Origin of the sequence: Pseudomonas sp. CBS (assembly GCF_024734645.1) — a bacterium.
Taxonomy (GTDB): Bacteria; Pseudomonadota; Gammaproteobacteria; order Pseudomonadales; family Pseudomonadaceae; genus Aquipseudomonas.
The window spans coordinates 3,530,066-3,547,968 of record NZ_CP102929.1 but is presented as its reverse complement, the minus strand read 5'-3'; the positions used below and the strand labels follow the sequence as shown (position 1 = coordinate 3,547,968).

At 61.5% G+C, this 17,903-nt stretch carries 17 protein-coding genes; 7 read left to right on the top strand and 10 right to left on the bottom strand.

Going from position 1 to position 17,903, the window contains the following annotated elements; translation table 11 throughout:
* The first annotated feature begins 53 nt into the window (after positions 1 to 53).
* On the top strand, positions 54 to 371 hold the full coding sequence (locus NVB75_RS16170; RefSeq protein ID WP_258348378.1) for a hypothetical protein: 318 nt from the start codon (positions 54 to 56) through the stop codon (positions 369 to 371).
* Positions 372 to 474: 103 nt separating this feature from the next.
* Positions 475 to 1,236: a YdcF family protein gene (locus NVB75_RS16165; protein WP_258348377.1), complete on the top strand. Its 762-nt coding sequence runs from the start codon at positions 475 to 477 to the stop codon at positions 1,234 to 1,236.
* A 120-nt stretch (positions 1,237 to 1,356) separates the two neighbouring features.
* Here NVB75_RS16165 and lnt read toward each other — a convergent pair whose 3' ends face one another.
* The 5 genes from lnt to miaB form a co-directional block, all read right to left on the bottom strand.
* Positions 1,357 to 2,880 (bottom strand): apolipoprotein N-acyltransferase, encoded by a 1,524-nt coding sequence (gene lnt / locus NVB75_RS16160; protein WP_258348375.1) that lies wholly within the window; start codon positions 2,878 to 2,880, stop codon positions 1,357 to 1,359.
* An 8-nt stretch (positions 2,881 to 2,888) separates the two neighbouring features.
* Positions 2,889 to 3,728 (bottom strand): HlyC/CorC family transporter, encoded by an 840-nt coding sequence (locus NVB75_RS16155; RefSeq protein WP_003215451.1) that lies wholly within the window; start codon positions 3,726 to 3,728, stop codon positions 2,889 to 2,891.
* Between the two features lie 27 nt (positions 3,729 to 3,755).
* Positions 3,756 to 4,229 carry an rRNA maturation RNase YbeY gene (gene ybeY, locus NVB75_RS16150; protein WP_258348373.1) on the bottom strand — a complete coding sequence of 158 codons (474 nt, stop codon included), beginning with the start codon at positions 4,227 to 4,229 and terminating at the stop codon, positions 3,756 to 3,758.
* Positions 4,222 to 5,223 carry a PhoH family protein gene (locus NVB75_RS16145; protein ID WP_003215453.1) on the bottom strand — a complete coding sequence of 334 codons (1,002 nt, stop codon included), beginning with the start codon at positions 5,221 to 5,223 and terminating at the stop codon, positions 4,222 to 4,224. The genes ybeY and NVB75_RS16145 overlap by 8 nt, the downstream gene beginning before the upstream one ends.
* Positions 5,224 to 5,437: 214 nt before the next feature.
* The gene (gene miaB, locus NVB75_RS16135; RefSeq protein WP_076014076.1) at positions 5,438 to 6,766 is read right to left on the bottom strand and encodes a tRNA (N6-isopentenyl adenosine(37)-C2)-methylthiotransferase MiaB; all 1,329 of its coding nucleotides are present in this window, start codon (positions 6,764 to 6,766) and stop codon (positions 5,438 to 5,440) included.
* A gap of 132 nt (positions 6,767 to 6,898) precedes the next feature.
* On the opposite strand from miaB, the gene NVB75_RS16130 reads away from it, so the two are divergent.
* Positions 6,899 to 7,225, top strand: coding sequence for a DUF1820 family protein (locus tag NVB75_RS16130; protein WP_003215457.1), 327 nt, complete (start codon positions 6,899 to 6,901; stop codon positions 7,223 to 7,225).
* A 129-nt stretch (positions 7,226 to 7,354) separates the two neighbouring features.
* On the opposite strand, the gene NVB75_RS16125 is transcribed toward NVB75_RS16130, so the two are convergent.
* From NVB75_RS16125 to NVB75_RS16110, 4 genes are all read right to left on the bottom strand, one after another.
* The gene (locus tag NVB75_RS16125) at positions 7,355 to 7,909 is read right to left on the bottom strand and encodes a tetratricopeptide repeat protein (RefSeq protein ID WP_017476238.1); all 555 of its coding nucleotides are present in this window, start codon (positions 7,907 to 7,909) and stop codon (positions 7,355 to 7,357) included.
* Positions 7,910 to 8,134: 225 nt separating this feature from the next.
* Entirely contained in the window at positions 8,135 to 9,418 is a 1,284-nt protein-coding gene (hemL, locus tag NVB75_RS16120; protein WP_258348363.1) for a glutamate-1-semialdehyde 2,1-aminomutase, read from the bottom strand.
* Positions 9,419 to 9,435: 17 nt separating this feature from the next.
* Complete coding sequence (gene thiE / locus NVB75_RS16115; RefSeq protein WP_258348362.1) at positions 9,436 to 10,059, bottom strand: thiamine phosphate synthase; 624 nt, start codon at positions 10,057 to 10,059, stop codon at positions 9,436 to 9,438.
* 18 nt (positions 10,060 to 10,077) lie between these two features.
* Positions 10,078 to 10,875, bottom strand: coding sequence for a hydroxymethylpyrimidine/phosphomethylpyrimidine kinase (locus NVB75_RS16110; protein WP_258348361.1), 798 nt, complete (start codon positions 10,873 to 10,875; stop codon positions 10,078 to 10,080).
* A gap of 285 nt (positions 10,876 to 11,160) precedes the next feature.
* Here NVB75_RS16110 and NVB75_RS16105 point away from each other — a divergent pair, with 285 nt between their 5' ends.
* The 4 genes from NVB75_RS16105 to NVB75_RS16090 all read left to right on the top strand — a co-directional run bounded on the left by NVB75_RS16105 (position 11,161) and on the right by NVB75_RS16090 (position 17,643).
* On the top strand, positions 11,161 to 13,533 hold the full coding sequence (locus NVB75_RS16105) for a 7TM diverse intracellular signaling domain-containing protein (RefSeq protein ID WP_258348359.1): 2,373 nt from the start codon (positions 11,161 to 11,163) through the stop codon (positions 13,531 to 13,533).
* An 88-nt stretch (positions 13,534 to 13,621) separates the two neighbouring features.
* Complete coding sequence (locus NVB75_RS16100) at positions 13,622 to 15,274, top strand: acyl-CoA dehydrogenase family protein (protein ID WP_258348358.1); 1,653 nt, start codon at positions 13,622 to 13,624, stop codon at positions 15,272 to 15,274.
* Positions 15,275 to 15,430: 156 nt separating this feature from the next.
* A complete protein-coding gene (gene amn, locus NVB75_RS16095; protein ID WP_172834544.1) occupies positions 15,431 to 16,930 on the top strand; it encodes an AMP nucleosidase in 1,500 nt (499 codons plus the stop codon).
* Between the two features lie 71 nt (positions 16,931 to 17,001).
* Positions 17,002 to 17,643 (top strand): pseudouridine synthase, encoded by a 642-nt coding sequence (locus tag NVB75_RS16090; RefSeq protein WP_029616066.1) that lies wholly within the window; start codon positions 17,002 to 17,004, stop codon positions 17,641 to 17,643.
* Here the strand turns inward: NVB75_RS16090 and NVB75_RS16085 are convergent.
* Positions 17,638 to 17,847, bottom strand: a complete 210-nt coding sequence (locus tag NVB75_RS16085) for a DUF2788 domain-containing protein (protein ID WP_042610560.1) — start codon at positions 17,845 to 17,847, stop codon at positions 17,638 to 17,640. The two genes, NVB75_RS16090 and NVB75_RS16085, sit on opposite strands and share 6 nt — an antisense overlap.
* Positions 17,848 to 17,903 lie beyond the last annotated feature (56 nt).

The window sequence follows — 17,903 nt, the reverse complement described above, 5'->3', positions numbered from 1 at the left end:
GCAGGACTACGCTGTTTAGTGGGGAGTGGGTCTTATCTTCAATGAGGTGAGGGATGGTTGATTCGCAGAGGACTTTAACGAAACCGCAGGTGTACGAAGGGCTGATCGACCGTTTGGGTCGAGCACTGGATGCAGCAAAAACCGCGGGCCGATTGTGTGATGAACGGCCTCTGGAGTTGGAACTGCGTGGCTTGAGCCAGGCAGAGCTGGACGTGATCAGGGTGTATCTGGAGTTAAATGAGCATCGCGCGCCCCATGGCATGGCCTCCCCGCCAGCCCAGGAGTTTTCGCGCTCGGCCAAGGTGGTATGGCTCAAGGATTTCTCGGCCGGTCGCAGCCCGGAAAAACTCCGGTCCGTGCGTTTCAAGTGAAGTACCGCGTTAGTGATCTGTAGCCTTCTCAACGTTTGTTCTTGTAAAGATTGTCGCTAAACCTCGTTACACCTTAGGCTTCGGGCATCTTTGGAGATGCCCGATGCCTATTCGTTACTTCATTAAACAATTGCTGTTGCCGCCCGGCATTCTTTTGCTGTTGCTGGCGCTTGCCTGGTGGTTTCGTCGCAGCCGGCCGCGACTGGCGGCGGTGTGCTTTGCTCTGGGGTTCGGTGGGATGTGGTTGATGAGCCTGCCGGTGGTGGTGCAATGGGGGGCAAAGGCGCTGGAGACCGAGCCGCCGTTGGCCCGTGACGAATGGGCGACCCTGGCGCAGCGGGCTGATGCGATTGTGGTGCTGGGTTCCGGGCGTGAGCGCGGGGATCCGGCGTGGGGCTCCGATCAGCCCACGGGTATCGGTCTTGAGCGCCAGCGCTATGCGGCCCGTTTGGCCAAGGCTTCGGGCTTGCCGGTGCTGACCAGCGGTGGTTTGCACTACGGCACGCCACCGAGTGAGGCGGAGTTGATGGCGGTGTCGATGCAGGATGACTTTGGCGTGAGCGTGCGCTGGAAGGAAGAGCGCAGCCGTACCACCTGGGAAAACGCGCAGATGAGCGCCGAGATTTTATTGCCGCAGGGGATCAAGCGAGTGGTCGTCGTAACCCAGGCCTGGCACATGCCGCGCTCGCGCTGGAGCTTCGAAAAGGCCGGATTTACGGTGGTTCCGGCGCCGGTGGGGTTTCTCGGTTTAGACAATGCCCGGCCACTGGGTGGCTGGATGCCGGAATTCAAGTCAATCTGGCAGAGCGGGCAGTTGCTGAATGAAGCAGTGGGGCAGGTGGGCTACCGGATGTTTTACAGGTAATACCGCCGGTCAAATGTGGGAGCGGGCTTGCTCGCGAATGCAGTGTGTCAGTCACTGGTGCTTTAACTGACAGATCGCATTCGCGAGCAAGCCCGCTCCCACATTGTCCGAGTATGCCTGTTAAACCGTTTTCGACATCCGCCCCGCCAACAGCGCCCAGCCAAACAGGCCAAGGCACAGGATGATCAACGGCCACGAGCGCCATTCCAGATACGGCGTGAGGTTGTGCATCGGCACCACCTCACCGTAGAGAATCCCGCGCTCAAACTGCGGGATCTGCACGGTGATTTGCCCATACGGGTTGATCAGGCCGGTCACGCCATTGTTGGTGGCGCGAATCATCCAGCGACCGGCTTCCAGGGCGCGCATCTGGGCCATCTGTAAATGCTGCAGCGGGCCGATGGAGCGGCCGAACCAGGTGTCGTTGCTAATGGTCAGCAACAAATCGCTACGGGCCGACAGGCCGGCGGCGAACTCCGGGTACACCACTTCATAGCAAATGAATGGCGCAATCTGATAGCCCTTGGCTTGCAACAACGCCTGGTCGGACGGCCCGCGGGCGAAGTCCGACATCGGCAGGTCAAAGAACGCGATCAAGCCGCGCAACATGTCCTGCAGCGGCACGTACTCGCCAAACGGCACCAGCTTCTGCTTCAGGTAGGTGCCGTCGCCTTCGCCCACCACCGTGATGCCATTGAAGAAGCGCTTCTGGTGGTGCACTTCCTGGCGGATCGGCACGCCGGTGATCAGCGCGGTGTGCCGGTCGGCAGCGAACTTGCCCATCATGCCCAGGTAACCCTCGACGGATTCCTTGAGCACCGGCACAGCGGTTTCCGGCCATACCAGCAGGTCGACGGGCTTGGAGCTGAAGCTCATGTCGCGGTACAGCGCGAGCTGCGCATTCAACTGCTCGGGGTCCCACTTCATGCTTTGTTCGACGTTACCCTGGACGGCCGCCACGGTCAGCGGCGCGCCAGAGGGGCTGGTCCAGGCGTGATGCTTGAGTGCCAGGCCGATGGCCCACGGCGCCACCAACAGCAGCAAGCCGGCACCGATGAACAGGTTGCGCTTAGCCGCCAGCAGGCGCGGCAGGTTGCAGATCAGTGCGGCGGTCAGCGCCAGGGCAAAGGAAATCAGCCACATCCCGCCCAGCGGCGCGAGGCCGGTGAGAGGGCCGTCGAGCTGGCTGTAACCGGAATAAAGCCAGGGAAAGCCGGTGAGGAACCAGCCGCGAAACGCTTCCTGGCCAACCCACAGTGCCGCGAAGGCCAGGGCATCGGCCAATGGCGCTTCATTGCGACGCAGCCAGCGCGCCCAGAGCCAGGCGGGCAGGGCAAAGAACCAGGCTATTGCCGCCGTAAACGCCAGCATCAGCATGCCAGCCAGCAGCACCGAAGCGCCGCCAAAATGGTGAATGCTGTAGTAAATCCAGCTGGTACCGGCGCCAAACAGGCCGAAACCGAAACACCAGCCACGGCCCAAGGCCTGGCGTGGTGTCAGTTCACGCAATCCCGCATAAAAGAACCCGACGGCTACCAGCGCAAACGGCCAGAGGTCGAACGGCGCCAGCGCCAGGGTGGTGATGGCGCCGGCCACCACGGCCAGCAGGTTACCGGGCCAGTCGGGTGCAATCATACGGCGCATGTCAGTCCTTAGCGGGCAATAGGTGTCAGACGAATCAGGTGGATCCTGCGGCTGTCAGCATTCAGGATGCGGAAGCGATAGGCACCGATTTCCGTGGTCTCGTTACGCTTGGGCAGGTGCCCGAACGCACTCATCACCAGGCCGCCAACCGTGTCGAACTCATCGTCGGAGAATTCGCTGTCGAAGAACTCGTTGAAGTTCTCGATCGGCGTCAGGGCCTTGACCAGGAAGTCACCGCTGGGCAGCGGCTTGATGTAGCTGTCTTCTTCCACATCGTGTTCGTCTTCGATGTCACCGACGATCTGTTCCAGCACGTCTTCGATGGTCACGAGGCCGGCCACACCGCCGTATTCGTCAATCACGATGGCCATGTGATTGTGGTTCGCACGAAATTCGCGCAGCAGCACATTCAGGCGCTTGGATTCGGGGACGAAAGTGGCAGGACGCAGCAGGTCCTTGATGTTGAAGCTGTCGCCGTTCTCCTTGAGGATCAGCGGCAGCAGGTCCTTGGCCAGAAGGACGCCCATGACGTCGTCATGGCTTTCGCCGATCACCGGGTAGCGCGAGTGCGCCGAATCAATGACGGCCGGGAGGAATTCCCGTGGGGTCTGGGTCGCCTTGATGCTGACCATCTGCGAGCGCGGAACCATGATGTCCCGCACCTGCAAGTCAGCGACCTGGATAGCGCCTTCGACGATGGCCAGCGCTTCGCTGTCCAGCAACTTGTTCTGATGTGCCTCGCGCAGCAGCTCCAGCAGCTCCTGGCGGTTTTTCGGCTCGTGGGCAAAGGCCTGGGTGAGTTTCCCCAGCCATGACTTTTGCCCGTTGCTCGATCGGTCTTCGCTCATAGCGATTACTCTAAATCCTTTGTTGTTTCAGTTAGGTGTAGTTTCAATTTCGTCATCTGCATACGGGTCGCGATGACCCAGTTCTGCAAGCAACGTTCGTTCCAGTGCTTCCATTTCCTCGGCTTCGTCATCGTCTATATGGTCGTAACCCAAGAGATGCAAGCAGCCGTGGATGACTAGATGGGCCCAATGGGCTTCAAGTTCCTTTCCTTGTTCTGCCGCTTCACGCTCGACCACTTCGACGCAGATCACTAGGTCGCCCAGCAGTGGGATGTCCAGTAACTCGTCGGGAACGTCAGCGGGAAACGACAGCACGTTGGTCGCGTAGTCTTTTTGTCGCCAGGTGTGATTCAGTTCACGGCCTTCGGGCTCGTCCACCAGGCGAATGGTCAGTTCCGAGTCGGCGGTGCGCTGGCGCAGGGCCAGGGCGCACCATTGGCGGAACTGTTCTTCGCTGGGGGCGGGCGCTTCGGTGGCCAGCTGCAGGTCAAGCTCAAGCATCGCGGCGAGTGTCCTTGGCCGGTTGGTCATCGCGGTGTTCGAAGCGCTCGTAGGCTTCGACAATGCGCTGCACCAGCGGGTGACGGACCACGTCTTTGGGCATGAAGTGCGTGAAGCTGATCCCCGGCACGTCCTTGAGCACGTCGATCACCTGGGCCAGGCCCGACTTGGTGCCTTTGGGCAGGTCGACCTGGGTGACGTCGCCGGTGATCACGGCCGTTGAGCCGAAGCCGATCCGGGTCAGGAACATTTTCATCTGCTCGACGGTGGTGTTCTGGCTTTCGTCGAGGATGATGAAGCTGTTGTTCAGCGTGCGGCCGCGCATGTAGGCCAGCGGGGCGATCTCGATCACCTGGCGCTCGATCAGCTTGGCCACGTATTCGAAGCCGAGCATCTCGTAGAGCGCGTCGTAGAGCGGGCGCAGGTACGGGTCGATCTTCTGGGCCAGGTCGCCGGGCAAAAAACCGAGTTTTTCGCCGGCTTCCACCGCCGGGCGCACCAGCAGGATGCGTCGCACCTGCTCACGCTCGAGGGCGTCGACCGCACAGGCCACGGCCAGGTAGGTCTTGCCGGTACCGGCAGGGCCGATGCCGAAGTTGATGTCGTTACCCAGGATCTCTTTGACGTAGCGCTGCTGATTCAAGCCGCGAGGGCGAATCATGCCTTTCTTGGTGCGCAACGCGACGCTGGCTTCGGCTACCGGGTTATTCGCCAGGTCTTCCACGGCGGATTCCTGCAGGTACAGGTGCACCGTTTCCGGCGACAGCTCGCTACCTTTGGTTTCCCGGTAGAGGCGGCGCAGGAGGTTTTCTGCCGAGGTGGTGTGTTGGGGTTCACCAATAAGCTCGAATTGATTCCCGCGGTTGCGGATCTCGATGCTCAGGCGTTGTTCGATCAGGCGCAGGTGCTCGTCGAACTGTCCGCACAGATTGGCGAAACGGCGAGCCTCAAAGGGCTCGAGGAGGAAACGATGTGGTTCTATGGGTGCGTTCAAGGTCGTTTTTAGCCGCCCTGGGGCAATTAAGATGAAATCAAGGATAACGCCAGCAGGCCGGGTGCGAAAGCACTTAAACGGAGCATCTTGGCTGAGGGCGATTCTGTAGGAGCGAGCTTGCTCGCGAAAAACGTCAACGATACCGCTTGCAGCCTGAATATACGCGGTGCCCTCAGGTTTTTCGCGAGCAAGCTCGCTCCTACAGAAACTTGGTTTATTGGATCAGCGAGCCGCGCAGCGAGTGCGGTTGTGCCGCGTCAATGTGCACGTCGGCGAACTGCCCGATCAGTGTCGGATTATCGCAGCGGAAGTTTACGATCCGGTTGTTCTCGGTCCGGCCCTGCAATTCGCCAGGGTCTTTTTTCGAGTAGTCGGTCACCAGGATGCGCTGGGTCGAGCCCACCATCTGTCGGCTGATCTCGAAGCCTTGTTGATTGAGGCGATGCTGCAGGGCGTTCAAGCGCTCTTTCTTCAACGCTTCCGGAGTCTCGTCCGCCAGATCCGCCGCCGGGGTGCCCGGGCGCTGGCTGTAGACGAACGAGTAGGAGAAGTCGAAACCAACGTCTTCGATCAGCTTCATGGTCTGCTGGAAATCTTTCTCGGTTTCACCCGGGAAGCCGACGATAAAGTCCGAGCTGATGCAGATCCCCGGCACCGCCGCACGCAATTTGCGCAGCTTGGATTTGTACTCCAGGGCGGTGTGGTTGCGTTTCATCGCCGAGAGAATGCGGTCCGAGCCTGATTGCACCGGCAAGTGCAGGTGTTTGACCAGTTCCGGCACTTCGGCGTGGGCCTGGATCAGGCTGTCGGAGAATTCCAGCGGGTGCGAAGTGGTGTAGCGAATCCGCTCGATCCCGTCGACGGCCGCCACCACGCGGATCAACTCTGCGAGGTCCGCCAGGCGCCCGTCATGGGTCTGGCCGCGATAGCCGTTGACGTTCTGCCCCAGCAGCGTCACTTCACGCACGCCGTTCTCGGCCAGGTGAATGATCTCTGCCAGTACGTCGTCGAACGGGCGGCTGACTTCTTCGCCGCGGGTGTAGGGCACCACGCAGAAGGTGCAGTACTTGCTGCAGCCTTCCATGACCGACACATAGGCGCTCGGGCCGTCGATGCGCGGCTCGGGCAAATGGTCGAATTTTTCGATTTCCGGGAACGAGACGTCGACTTGCGGCAGCTTGGTGATGCGCGCGGCGTCGATCATTTCCGGCAGGCGGTGCAGGGTTTGCGGGCCGAACACCACGTCGACGTACGGTGCGCGGTCGCGAATGGCGGCGCCTTCCTGGCTGGCCACGCAACCGCCGACGGCGATCACCATGTCCGGGTTGGCCAGTTTCAGTTCGCGCCAGCGGCCCAGCTGCGAGTAGACCCGGTCCTGGGCCCGCTCGCGGATCGAGCAGGTATTGAGCAGGATCACGTCGGCATCTTCAGCGCGGGCGGTGACTTCCAGGGCCTGATGTTCACCCAGCAGATCGACCATGCGCGAGCTGTCGTACTCGTTCATCTGGCAACCGTGGGTTTCGATGTAAAGCTTCTTGGCCATGGGGATCGTCAACTGGTGGTAAAGAACCGCGCATTATAGGGGGCATGCCGATAGGTTCCTAGCACTGTGCATCGGACGCCATGCTATAGTTCGCGCCCTCTTTTATATCCCCCGATGTGTTACCCGCCCACCATGACCAAACGTGAAGCTCCAATCTACAAGGTGATTTTCCTTAACCAGGGCCAGGTGTTCGAAATGTACGCCAAGCAGATCTATCAAAGTGATCTGTGGGGCTTCCTGGAAGTGGAAGAGTTCGTCTTTGGCGAGCGCACACAGTTGGTCGTCGACCCGGGCGAGGAAAAACTCAAGGCTCAGTTCGAGGGCGTGGTGCGCAGTTTTGTGCCGATGCATTCGATTGTGCGCATCGATGAAGTCGAGCGCCTGGGCACGCCGAAAATCAGCGAAGCCCGTGGCATGAGCAATGTCATGCCGTTTCCGATGCCGATGCCTGAGAAGTAAGGCTTTAGACCGCGTCGACCCTTTCGCGAGCAAGCCCACTCCCACTTTCGACCGAGTTCCACCTTTGGAATACAGTCGAGTGTGGGAGCGGGCTTGCTCGCGAAGGCGGCAGTAAAGGCGCTACAAAACTCAGGGAAGTGGCGAAAATGGCGAGCTGCCATCTGCGCTCTGCAGTTCCTGCAGGTAGTTACGGAAAATCTGCCCCAGCACCTGGGTCGCCACTTCCAGTTCGTCCCGCTGCATGTGCTCGGCCACTTCGTCGGCCGTGTCCAGTGCATCTTCGGCGCCGTTGACCGCCGCCATTTTCAGCACGATGTACGCCTGAACGTTATTGGCCGGTACGCCTTCGCCGTGGAAAAACATGGTGCCCAGCTGGAATTGCGCCTGGGCGTGGCCCTGCAACGAGGCTTTCTCGAAGTAGCTCAAGGCTTTGTTGAGGTCGCGTGCGGGATTTTTACTGTCGTAGAAGTACTCGCCCAACTCGTATTGCGCCTGCGCATCCCCGCCATCGGCCTGTTTCTGGCACGCGCTCAGGGCTTCGGCCTGGCTTTCTGGCTGGGTATTGAGGGTGCAACGACCCATCGCTGGGATTAACAACGAGTTGCCGCCTGCCTGGGCAAACGCCAGCAGCGGCTGAAGGAGCAACAGGCAGCCCAGAACCAGGGTGCGGCCGGTGCGTTTCATGGGAATCGACTTACCTCTGACGGGGCGCGGGACCCACGGGGGGATCCAATAAGCGCGCATTATGAAATAAGCAGGCACCTGCTTACAAAGTCTTTACTCGTTTTTCTGCTGCGTGGGCAAGTTATCTGCCGGATTGCAGGTGAATTCTCGAAAAAAGACGGAAATGCCTGTAAGCAAAGTAGCAAATCTGACGCCGCCAGGGGCGACGTCGGATTTTTGCGCCGCTTATTTCAAGGCGGCGAAGGCGCGCTCGGCGGCATCGAGGGTCAGTTTCAGCTCGGCATCACCGTGGGCGATCGAGGTGAAGCCGGCTTCAAAAGCGCTCGGGGCGAGGTACACGCCACCTTCCAGCATCAGATGGAAGAAGCGCTTGAACAGGTCGGCATCGCTGCCCATCACGTCGTCGAAGGTGACGATGTCGTCAGCGCCGCTGAAGTACAGGCCGAACATGCCGCCCGCCTGGGTGGTCACGAACGGAATGCCGGCCGCATCGGCGCGCTGTTGCAGGCCGTCCAGCAGGCGAGTGGTGTAGTCGGTCAGCTCGGCGTGGAAGCCCGGGCGGCTGATCAGGCGCAGGGTGGTCAGGCCGGCGGCCATGGCCAGCGGGTTACCCGACAGGGTGCCTGCCTGGTACACCGGGCCCAGCGGCGCGATGTGCTGCATGATTTCGCGCTTGCCGCCGAAGCAGCCCACCGGCATGCCGCCACCGATGATCTTGCCGAAGGTGCTCAGGTCCGGCGTGACGCCGTAGTAAGCCTGGGCGCCGCCGAGAGCAACACGGAAACCGGTCATCACTTCATCAAAAATCAGCACGACGCCGTGCTTGTCGCACTGTTCCCGCAGGCCTTCCAGGAAACCCGGCGCCGGCGGCACGCAGTTCATGTTGCCGGCCACCGGCTCGACGATGATGCACGCCACTTCCTGGCCAACTTCGCTGAGCATCTGCTCGACGGCAGCGATGTCGTTGAACGGCAGGGTCAGGGTGTGTTTGGCAAACGCGGCCGGCACCCCGGCGGAGCTCGGTACGCCCTGGGTCAACGCGCCGGAGCCGGCCTTGACCAGCAGGCTGTCGGAGTGGCCGTGGTAGCAACCTTCGAACTTGATGATGCTGTCGCGGCCGGTGAAACCACGGGCCAGGCGAATCGCACTCATGGTGGCTTCGGTGCCGGAGCTGACCATCCGCACCATCTCCATGGACGGCACGATGGAACAGACCAGGTCGGCCATCTCGGTTTCCATGGCGGTTGGTGCGCCGTAGGACAAGCCGTGTTGCAGCTGCTGGCGCACCGCGTCCAGTACGTCCGGATGGCTGTGGCCGAGGATCATCGGGCCCCACGAACCCACGTAGTCGACGTAGCGCTTGTCATCTTCGTCGGTGACGTAGGCGCCTTCGGCATGCTTGAAGAACAATGGTGTGCCGCCAACGCTCTTGAACGCTCGCACGGGGGAGTTCACACCGCCGGGGATGTGTTTCTGGGCATCGGCAAACAGGGTTTCGGAACGGGACATGATCGTGTTCTCTGAATTCAAGATTTTAAAAGGTCGTTAAAGGCGCGGGCGCGGCGCGTGACTTCCTGGGTGCTGTCGGCACCAAACAGGCCGTGGACTACCGCCAGCAGGTCGGCACCGTGGGCTACCAGGGGCTCGGCGTTTTCCAGGGTGATGCCGCCGATCACGCAGATCGGCAGGTGCAACCGCGTGCGGGCCTGGGCCAGCAGTTCAACGGTGGCCGCCGGGGCGCCGGGCTTGGTGTTGGAGTTGAAGAAGCGGCCGAAGGCGACGTAACTGGCGCCCTCCTTGGCAGCCTGCTCGGCCAGTTCGATCTGGCTGTGGCAGGTGGAGCCGATGATCGCCTTGGAGCCCAGCAGCGCGCGGGCCGGAGTCAGCGGGCCGTCGGTCTGGCCCAGGTGCACGCCGACGCCGAGGCGCGCGGCCAGTTCGGCGTCATCGTTGATGATCAGTTGCGTCTTGTAGCGCGAGCACAGCTCCCGCAGTTTTTCGGCTTCCCGCAGGCGGCGCGCTTCGTCGCTGCTTTTATCGCGGTATTGCAGCAGGGTCACGCCACCGTCCAACGCCGCTTCGACGTAGGCCAGGAACTTGCCGGCCAACAGTTGGCTGTCGGTAATGGCATAAAGGCCACGTAGTTTCATCGGGCAGGCCTCTTGGTGTTACGAGCAGAAATCCAACGGCAGACGACGAGGCACGAATTGCCCCTGGCCGAGTTGTTCAGCGTCACGCAGGGTGCGCCAAGTGTAGTTGAGGGCCGATTGCACTGCGCTGACCAAACCTTCGCCTTGCGCCAGTCGACCGGCCAATGCGCTGGCCAGGGTGCAGCCGGAACCGTGATAACTGCCGGGCAGGCGCTGGCAGGTAAAGGTCTGGTGTGTGCCGTCGCGGCTGTAGAGGCGGTTGTGCACTTCGTGCTCGTCGCCGTGGCCGCCGGTGATCAGCAGGTGCTTGATGAAGGGCAGCAGCTTTGCGGCGCACTGGTCCGCCGTGCCTTCGGGCAGTTCGGCGAGGATGCGTGCCTCGGGCAGGTTCGGCGTGGCAATCAGCGACAGCGGCAACAGCCGCTCGCGCATGGCGTAGCCAACCTCGTCCTTGCCCAGGCTGCCGCCGCCGCCGGCGCGCAGCACCGGGTCGCAGACCACCGGCAGATGCGGGTGCGCCTTGAGCAGCTCGACCACGGTGTCGACCATTTCCAGGGAACCGAGCATGCCCAGTTTCACGGCCGCCACTTCGGAATCGCCGAGCACGGCGTTGGCCTGGGCCAGCACCCACTCGCGGTCCAGCACGCGGAAATCGCTGACGTTGACGGTGTTCTGCACGGTCAGCGCGGTGACGGCCGGGGCCGCATGGCAACCCTGGGCGAGCAGGGCTTCGATATCTGCCTGCAAGCCGGCGCCACCACTGGGATCATGGCCGGAGAGACAGAGGACAACGGGGCGAGAGCTGTAGATATTCATGGTGCGCGAGCTTACCACCAAACGCTTTTTGGGTGGCTGTCGGGCGATGGTTGAATTTTTAACGGATGAACAGACTGAAATGGCTGTTTGCTATCATCGTCGAAAGCAGGTCAAATGCTCTGTAATGCCCGCTCTAGAGCCTTTCAAAAAATTATTTCAATGGTGTCTTTTGGCCTGTAATGGCTATGCTAGAGTGGATTAAAACCAATAACTGTATCGCCGGTATACGTCTACTCAAAAGGAATGGAGGCTTTTGACATACCGGACAGGTCACGCTGGGGCTCTATGCGCTATTTGCTGATGTTACTGTTGAGCGGGCTGCCGATGCTGGCCGGCGCAGTCGAGTTCAACGAGTCCACCTCCCGCCTGCCCCTGGGCCAAGTGATGCAAGTCCTTGAAGACCCAACGGGTGCCCTGACGATTGGCGATATCAGCTCCCCGATCCTGGCCAGCCGTTTCAAACCCCATGACAAAGCTACCCTGAATGCCGGCTATTCGCGCTCGGTGTTCTGGCTCAAGGTCGACCTTCATTACCGTCCGAAAAACCCGGAAGCCTCGCGCAACTGGCTGCTGGAACTGGCCTATCCGCCGCTCAACCAACTGGAGCTGTACCAGCCCGACAGCGTCGGCAACTATCGACTGGTGTCGCGCACCGGCAGCATTTTGCCGTTCTCCAGCCGCGAAATTCGTCAGAGCAACTACCTGTTCAAGCTCGACTTTGCGCCTGACCAACGGGAAACCCTGTACCTGCGCCTGCAAAGCCAAGGCTCGATCCAGGCGCCGCTGACCCTCTGGTCGACCACCGCGTACCTCGAAGAACAGCCACTGCGCCTCTATGTGCTGGGTGTGATCTACGGCGTGTTGCTCGGCATGCTGATCTACAACCTGTTCATCTACCTGAGCGTGCGTGACACCAGCTACCTCTATTACATCCTGTATATCGCCTCGTTCGGCCTGTATCAGCTGTCGGTCAACGGCGTGGCCGTGCAGTACTTCTGGCCCAACAATCCATGGTGGGCGAATGCGGCGGTTCCCTTTCTGATCGGTTCGGCGGCGCTGTTCGGCAGCCTGTTTGCCCGCAGCTTCCTGCACACCGCACTTTACAGCCGCTGGATCAACCGGCTGCTGGTGGCGCTGGCCGTTTGCGGTGCGGGGGTGATGGTGCTGGCGCTGTGCACCAGCTATGCGCTCGCCTTGCGCCTGGCCACCGGGTTGGCGCTGGTGTTCACCGTGACCATCTTTGTGGCAGCCATCAAGGCCTGGTATTGCGGCCAGCGGATGGCGCGCTACTTCATCATTGCCTGGACTGCGTTCCTGTTGGGCGGCGTGGTCAATACCATGATGGTTCTGGGCTATCTGCCCAATGTGTTCCTCACGATGTACGCCAGCCAGATCGGCTCGGCACTCGAAGTGGCTTTGCTGTCCCTGGCCCTGGCCGACCGGATCAATTCGATGCGCGAGCAACAGGCGCAAATCCTGTTTGATGCCAGCCAGAAGCTCGAAGTACTGAACACGCAACTGGCCCGCAGCAATCAGCTCAAGGACGAGTTTCTCGCCACCTTGACCCATGAATTGCGCACTCCGATGAACGGTGTGATCGGCTCCCTGGAATTGATGCAGACCGAGCCGCTGCCGGGCGACCTTGCGCAGTACCATCAAACCGCCGCTGGTGCGGCGCGCGAGATGATGCGCATGGTCAACGGCATTCTCACCCTCACCGAATTGCAGGCCGGGCGCCTTAGCCCGCAACCCCAGGTGTTCAGCCTGCGCGGGTTGCTCGACACCTTGCGCCAGCAGTTTGCTGCCAGCGCCCAGAGCAAGGGCCTGGAGTTCTCCATTGATCTGGCGGAGGACCTGCCGGACCGCATCAACGGTGACGCCGGCAAGCTGGCGCAATGCCTGGATTGCCTGTTGGACAATGCCTTCAAGTTCACCCACGAGGGTTCGGTACGTGTGCGGGTGGTTGGCGTGCCCCAGGCGGACGGAACCCTGCGCCTGACCTTTATTGTCACCGACACCGGCATCGGTTTCGCCTACCTCGATGAAGCGACCCTCTATCAGCGCTTCTTCCAGCTCGATGGCTCGACCACTCGCCGATACGGCGGCATGGGCATTGGCCTGGCGATCTGCCGGCAATTGATCGAGTTGCTCGGAGGCCGCCTCACCCATAATTCCGAGCCTCGGCGCGGCAGTCGCTTCCAGCTGGAACTTGCCGTCAGCCCGATACAACCTGAGCCCGTGCGACGAGTGCCGAGGGCACAACGTACGCCTCAGGAGTGCACGGTGCTGCTGGTGGACGACAACAGCGTGGCGCAATTGGTGGTGCGCGGCATGTTGCTCAAGCTCGGTTACCGCGTGAAAACCGTCGACAACGGACCGGCCGCCCTGGCGCTGTTGCAGAGTGACACCTTTGATGCGGTGCTGCTGGATGTGCCGGAAGGCGGGTTCTCGCTGTGCTGCCAGATCCGTGCATTGCCCGGCTGTGGCGAGTTGCCGGTGATCGCCTTGAGCACCTCCTTGCAAGCCCCGGAGCGTGAGAGCTGCCATGGTGTGGGTGTCACTGACCGAGTGGCCAAGCCAGTACGCTTTGAGGCTTTGCAGCAGGTGCTGCAACTGCGGTTGTTGCACATGGTTGAGGGTGAAAGCGCCGCCACTTAGGCGCTTATGCCACTTTTTTAACCCGGTTGACGGTGCTTAACTGAAATTCAGGCCTCAATGAACGTGGCCTTTTTTCAGGAGGCCCGTCATGAACCTGCACTCGTTCGCCGAAACCCACGACGTCACCAACCAGCCACCGTCCCTGGACGGCACCAACCTGTACCGTATCGATCTACCCCTGCAAGAATGGTCCCGGCGCTTTGGTGCCGGCTGGGCCGAGCAGCGTATCGATACCTACGGTGCCTTGGCGGGCGGGCCGCTGATGGAGGCCGGTTTCCTGGCCAACCAGAACAAGCCGGTGTTCAACAGCCATGATCGTTTTGGCCACCGTATCGACCTGGTGGAGTTCCATCCGGCCTACCACGAACTGATGCGCACCGCCGTCGAGCATGGCCTGCCGTCGTTGCCGTGGGCCCATCCGCAATCCGGCGCCCATGTGGCGCGCGCGGCGATGACCTACCTGCACAGCCAGGCCGAGGCCGGCACCGGCTGCCCGCTGACCATGACCTTCGCCTGCGTGCCGGCCCTGCGTTTGCAGCCGGACCTGGCTGAAACCTGGCTGCCGAAAATTCTCGCCACCGAATACGACCCGCGCAACGTCGGCATCGCCCACAAGGCCGGCGCCACCATTGGCATGGCCATGACCGAGAAACAGGGCGGCACCGACGTGCGCGCCAACACCACCCGTGCTTACCCGGTAGGTGCCGGCGGCCCGGGCCAGGCGTATGAGTTGGTGGGACACAAGTGGTTCTGCTCGGCGCCGATGTGCGATGGCTTCCTGACCCTGGCCCAGACCGACAAGGGCCTGACCTGTTTCCTGCTGCCCCGGCACCGCCCGGATGACACCCGCAACGAGTTCTACATCCAGCGCCTGAAAAACAAACTCGGCAACTGCTCCAACGCTTCCAGCGAAGTGGAGTTTCGTGGCGCGCTGGCCTGGATGATCGGCGAAGAAGGCCGCGGCGTACCGACCATTATCGAAATGGTGGCCATGACCCGTTTCGATTGCATGGTCGGCTCCAGCGCCTTGATGCGCCAGGCGCTGACCCAGGCCAGCCATCATTGTGCCCATCGTCTGGTGGGCGGCCGCGTGCTCAGCGAGCAACCACTGATGCAAAACGTACTGGCCGACCTGGCCCTGGAAAGCGAAGCGTCCCTGGCCTTGAGCATGCGCATGGGCCGCTCGCTGGACCATCTGGATAACGAACAGGAAGCCAAATTCGCCCGGCTGGTAACGGCGGTGGGCAAGTATTGGATCTGCAAGCGCGCCCCGGCGATGATCAACGAAGCCGCCGAGTGCATGGGCGGGGCCGGGTATGTGGAGGACAGCATCCTGCCGCGTTTGTACCGTGAGGCGCCGGTCAATTCCACGTGGGAAGGTTCCGGCAATGTGCAGTGCCTGGATGTGCTGCGGGCCTTGTCGAAAGAACCGGGCGTGCTGGAAGCGTTGTTTGTCGAGCTGGGGGATGGTCATGGTCACAAGCACCTGGCGCGGCACATCGAGCAGTTGAAGTCGGCCTTTATGGACACCCAGGACATCCAATACCGGGCCCGGCAACTGACCGAGGACATTGCCGTGGCGCTGCAGGCCAAGTTGTTGCTGGAGGCGGGTAATGCCAGTGTGAGTGATGGTTTTATCGCCAGCCGACTGGGTGAGTCGTCGGGCCGGGTCTATGGCACCTTGCCGCGCGGTGTGAATGTGGAAGCGATTGTCGCGCGCTCGACACCTCCTTTTTCCTGAACAAACACGGTCAAAATGTGGGAGCGGGCTTGCTCGCGAAGGCGGTGGATCAGTCGACATCTACATTGACTGACACTCCGCCTTCGCGAGCAAGCCCGCTCCCACATTGATCGCATTCCAATTCCGGTGTTCCAGTGCGCCAGGGATACAGGCAAGATGAAGGCCTGCAAGTCAGAACACAGGATGCTTACCGTGACCGAAGCTTTTGTTGTCGTTCAAACCGCCGAAGAAGCCGTGGATCGGCTGGCGGCTCTCCATGAGCGTGCCACTGGCGCGCTCAATCAAGCCCTCAAGCGCTACCTCAAAGACCGCGTCGAACCCGACGCCGAACAACGTGCGATGTTTCGCTACCCGGAACTTCGCCTGACCTACCTGGTGCAGGGCGAAGTCCCACAGACCACCCGCGCGTATGCCAAGGTCCAGTTGCCGGGGACCTATAGCGTCACCGTCACCCATCCGTCAGCCTTCCGCAAATACCTGCTGGAGCAACTGGTGCCGTTGATGCATGACTTCACCGTGACGGTGGAAGTGGGCGTCAGCCAGCAGAACATTCCCTACCCGTACGTGGTGGAGCAGGGCGATGAACTTGCCGGCTCCGGCGTGACCGCCGCCACGCTGGCGCGGGTGTTCCCGAGTACCGACCTGTCCGCCGCCACCGATGGCATCGCCGACGGCCTGTACGACTGGGAAAACACCGACCCGCTGCCATTGGCGTTGTTCGATGCCGCCCGTGTCGACTTTTCCCTGCGCCGCCTGGTGCACTACACCGGCAGCGACTGGCGCCATGTGCAGCCGTGGATTTTGCTGACCAACTACCACCGCTACGTTGACCAGTTCATCGTGCATGGCCTGGAACAGTTGCGCAGCGACCCGCGCTTTATCCGCATGGTGCTGCCGGGCAACGTGATCATCGATAAGAGCATGGACCACGGCGAAGCATCTGCCATCGCCGCAGGCGTGGTCTGGCACCGCTACCAGATGCCGGCCTACCACTTGCAGGCCAGCGATGGCCACGGCGTGACCCTGGTGAACATCGGCGTCGGCCCGTCCAACGCCAAGAACATCACCGACCACCTGGCGGTATTGCGTCCGCATTGCTGGTTGATGATTGGTCACTGTGGCGGCCTGCGCCAATCCCAGACCATCGGCGACTACGTGCTGGCTCACGCCTACATGCGCCGCGACGGGATTCTCGACCGGGTTGTGCCGCCGAACATCCCGATCCCGGCCCTGGCCGAAGTGCAGATGGCCTTGCAGCAAGCCGCCGCCAACGTCACCGGCGAGAAGGGCGAGGAGCTGAAAAAGCGCCTGCGCACCGGCACCGTGTTGACCTACGACGACCGCAACTGGGAGCTGCGTTGGGCCCAGGAGCGTCCGCTGATCAACCTGTCCCGCGCCGTGGCCGTGGACATGGAAAGCGGCACCATCGCCGCCCAGGGCTACCGCCTGCGGGTGCCGTACGGCACGTTGTTGTGTGTGTCGGACAAACCGCTGCACAGCGAGATCAAGTTGCCGGGTTCGGCTAACGCGTTCTATGAGCGCGCGGTCAGCCAGCACTTGAAGATCGGCATCGAGGCGGTGGATCTGTTGCGCACCGAACTCAATTCGTTGCACTCACGCAAACTGCGCAGCTTCGACGAGCCGCCGTTCCGCTAAACGGTTGGGATGGTTATTTAACGGTCAGGCCACTAGCATTGTCGGTCCTGACCGTTAGATGTTCCTTTGCCATGTCCCGTCCTGCCCGTCCCGTTTCCCGCCGCCCTGGTGTGAAAAGTCCGCAAACTTCGTCAGCCCCGCGTCGTGTCGCCAAGGCGCCACCGGCTGAGCCCAAGTTGATCCTGTTCAATAAACCCTTCGATGTGCTGACCCAGTTCAGCGACGAAGGCGGGCGGGCGACCCTCAAGGATTTCATCGACATCCCCGGCATTTACCCGGCCGGACGCCTGGACCGTGACAGTGAAGGCCTGTTGCTGCTGACCAACGACGGCCAGTTGCAGGCGCGCATCGCCGACCCCAAGCACAAGCTGGCGAAAACCTACTGGGTGCAGGTGGAAGGCGAGCCGACGGAAGAACAACTGCAACGCCTGCGCGACGGCGTGGAACTCAACGACGGCATGACCCTGCCCGCCGAAGCCCGGCAACTGGACGAGCCGCAGTTGTGGCCGCGCAATCCGCCGGTGCGGTTTCGCAAAAGCGTGCCGACCCATTGGCTGGAGTTGGTGATTCGAGAAGGGCGTAACCGCCAGGTGCGGCGCATGACGGCCGCCGTAGGCTTGCCGACCTTGCGTCTGGTGCGGGTGCGCATTGGTGACTGGTCGATCGACGGCCTGGATCAAGGCCAATGGAAGGAAGTGCCGGCGCGCTTATAAGGCGCCGGACTCGATCAGGCCGATCACCACGCTCTTGATGATGAACGCGGCGACGCCCAGGCCCAGCACGAAGAACAGGATCAGCGAGCCAAAGCGCCCGGCCTTGGATTTCTTCGCCAGGTCCCAGACGATAAAGCCCATGAAAATGATCAAGATGCTGACCAGGCCGGTCATCATCCATTCTTCAAACACGGCGGGATCAATCGAGTTCATCGGGTCGTTTCCGGCTGAGGCAGGGCGGCAAGTATACGCCAGCATGA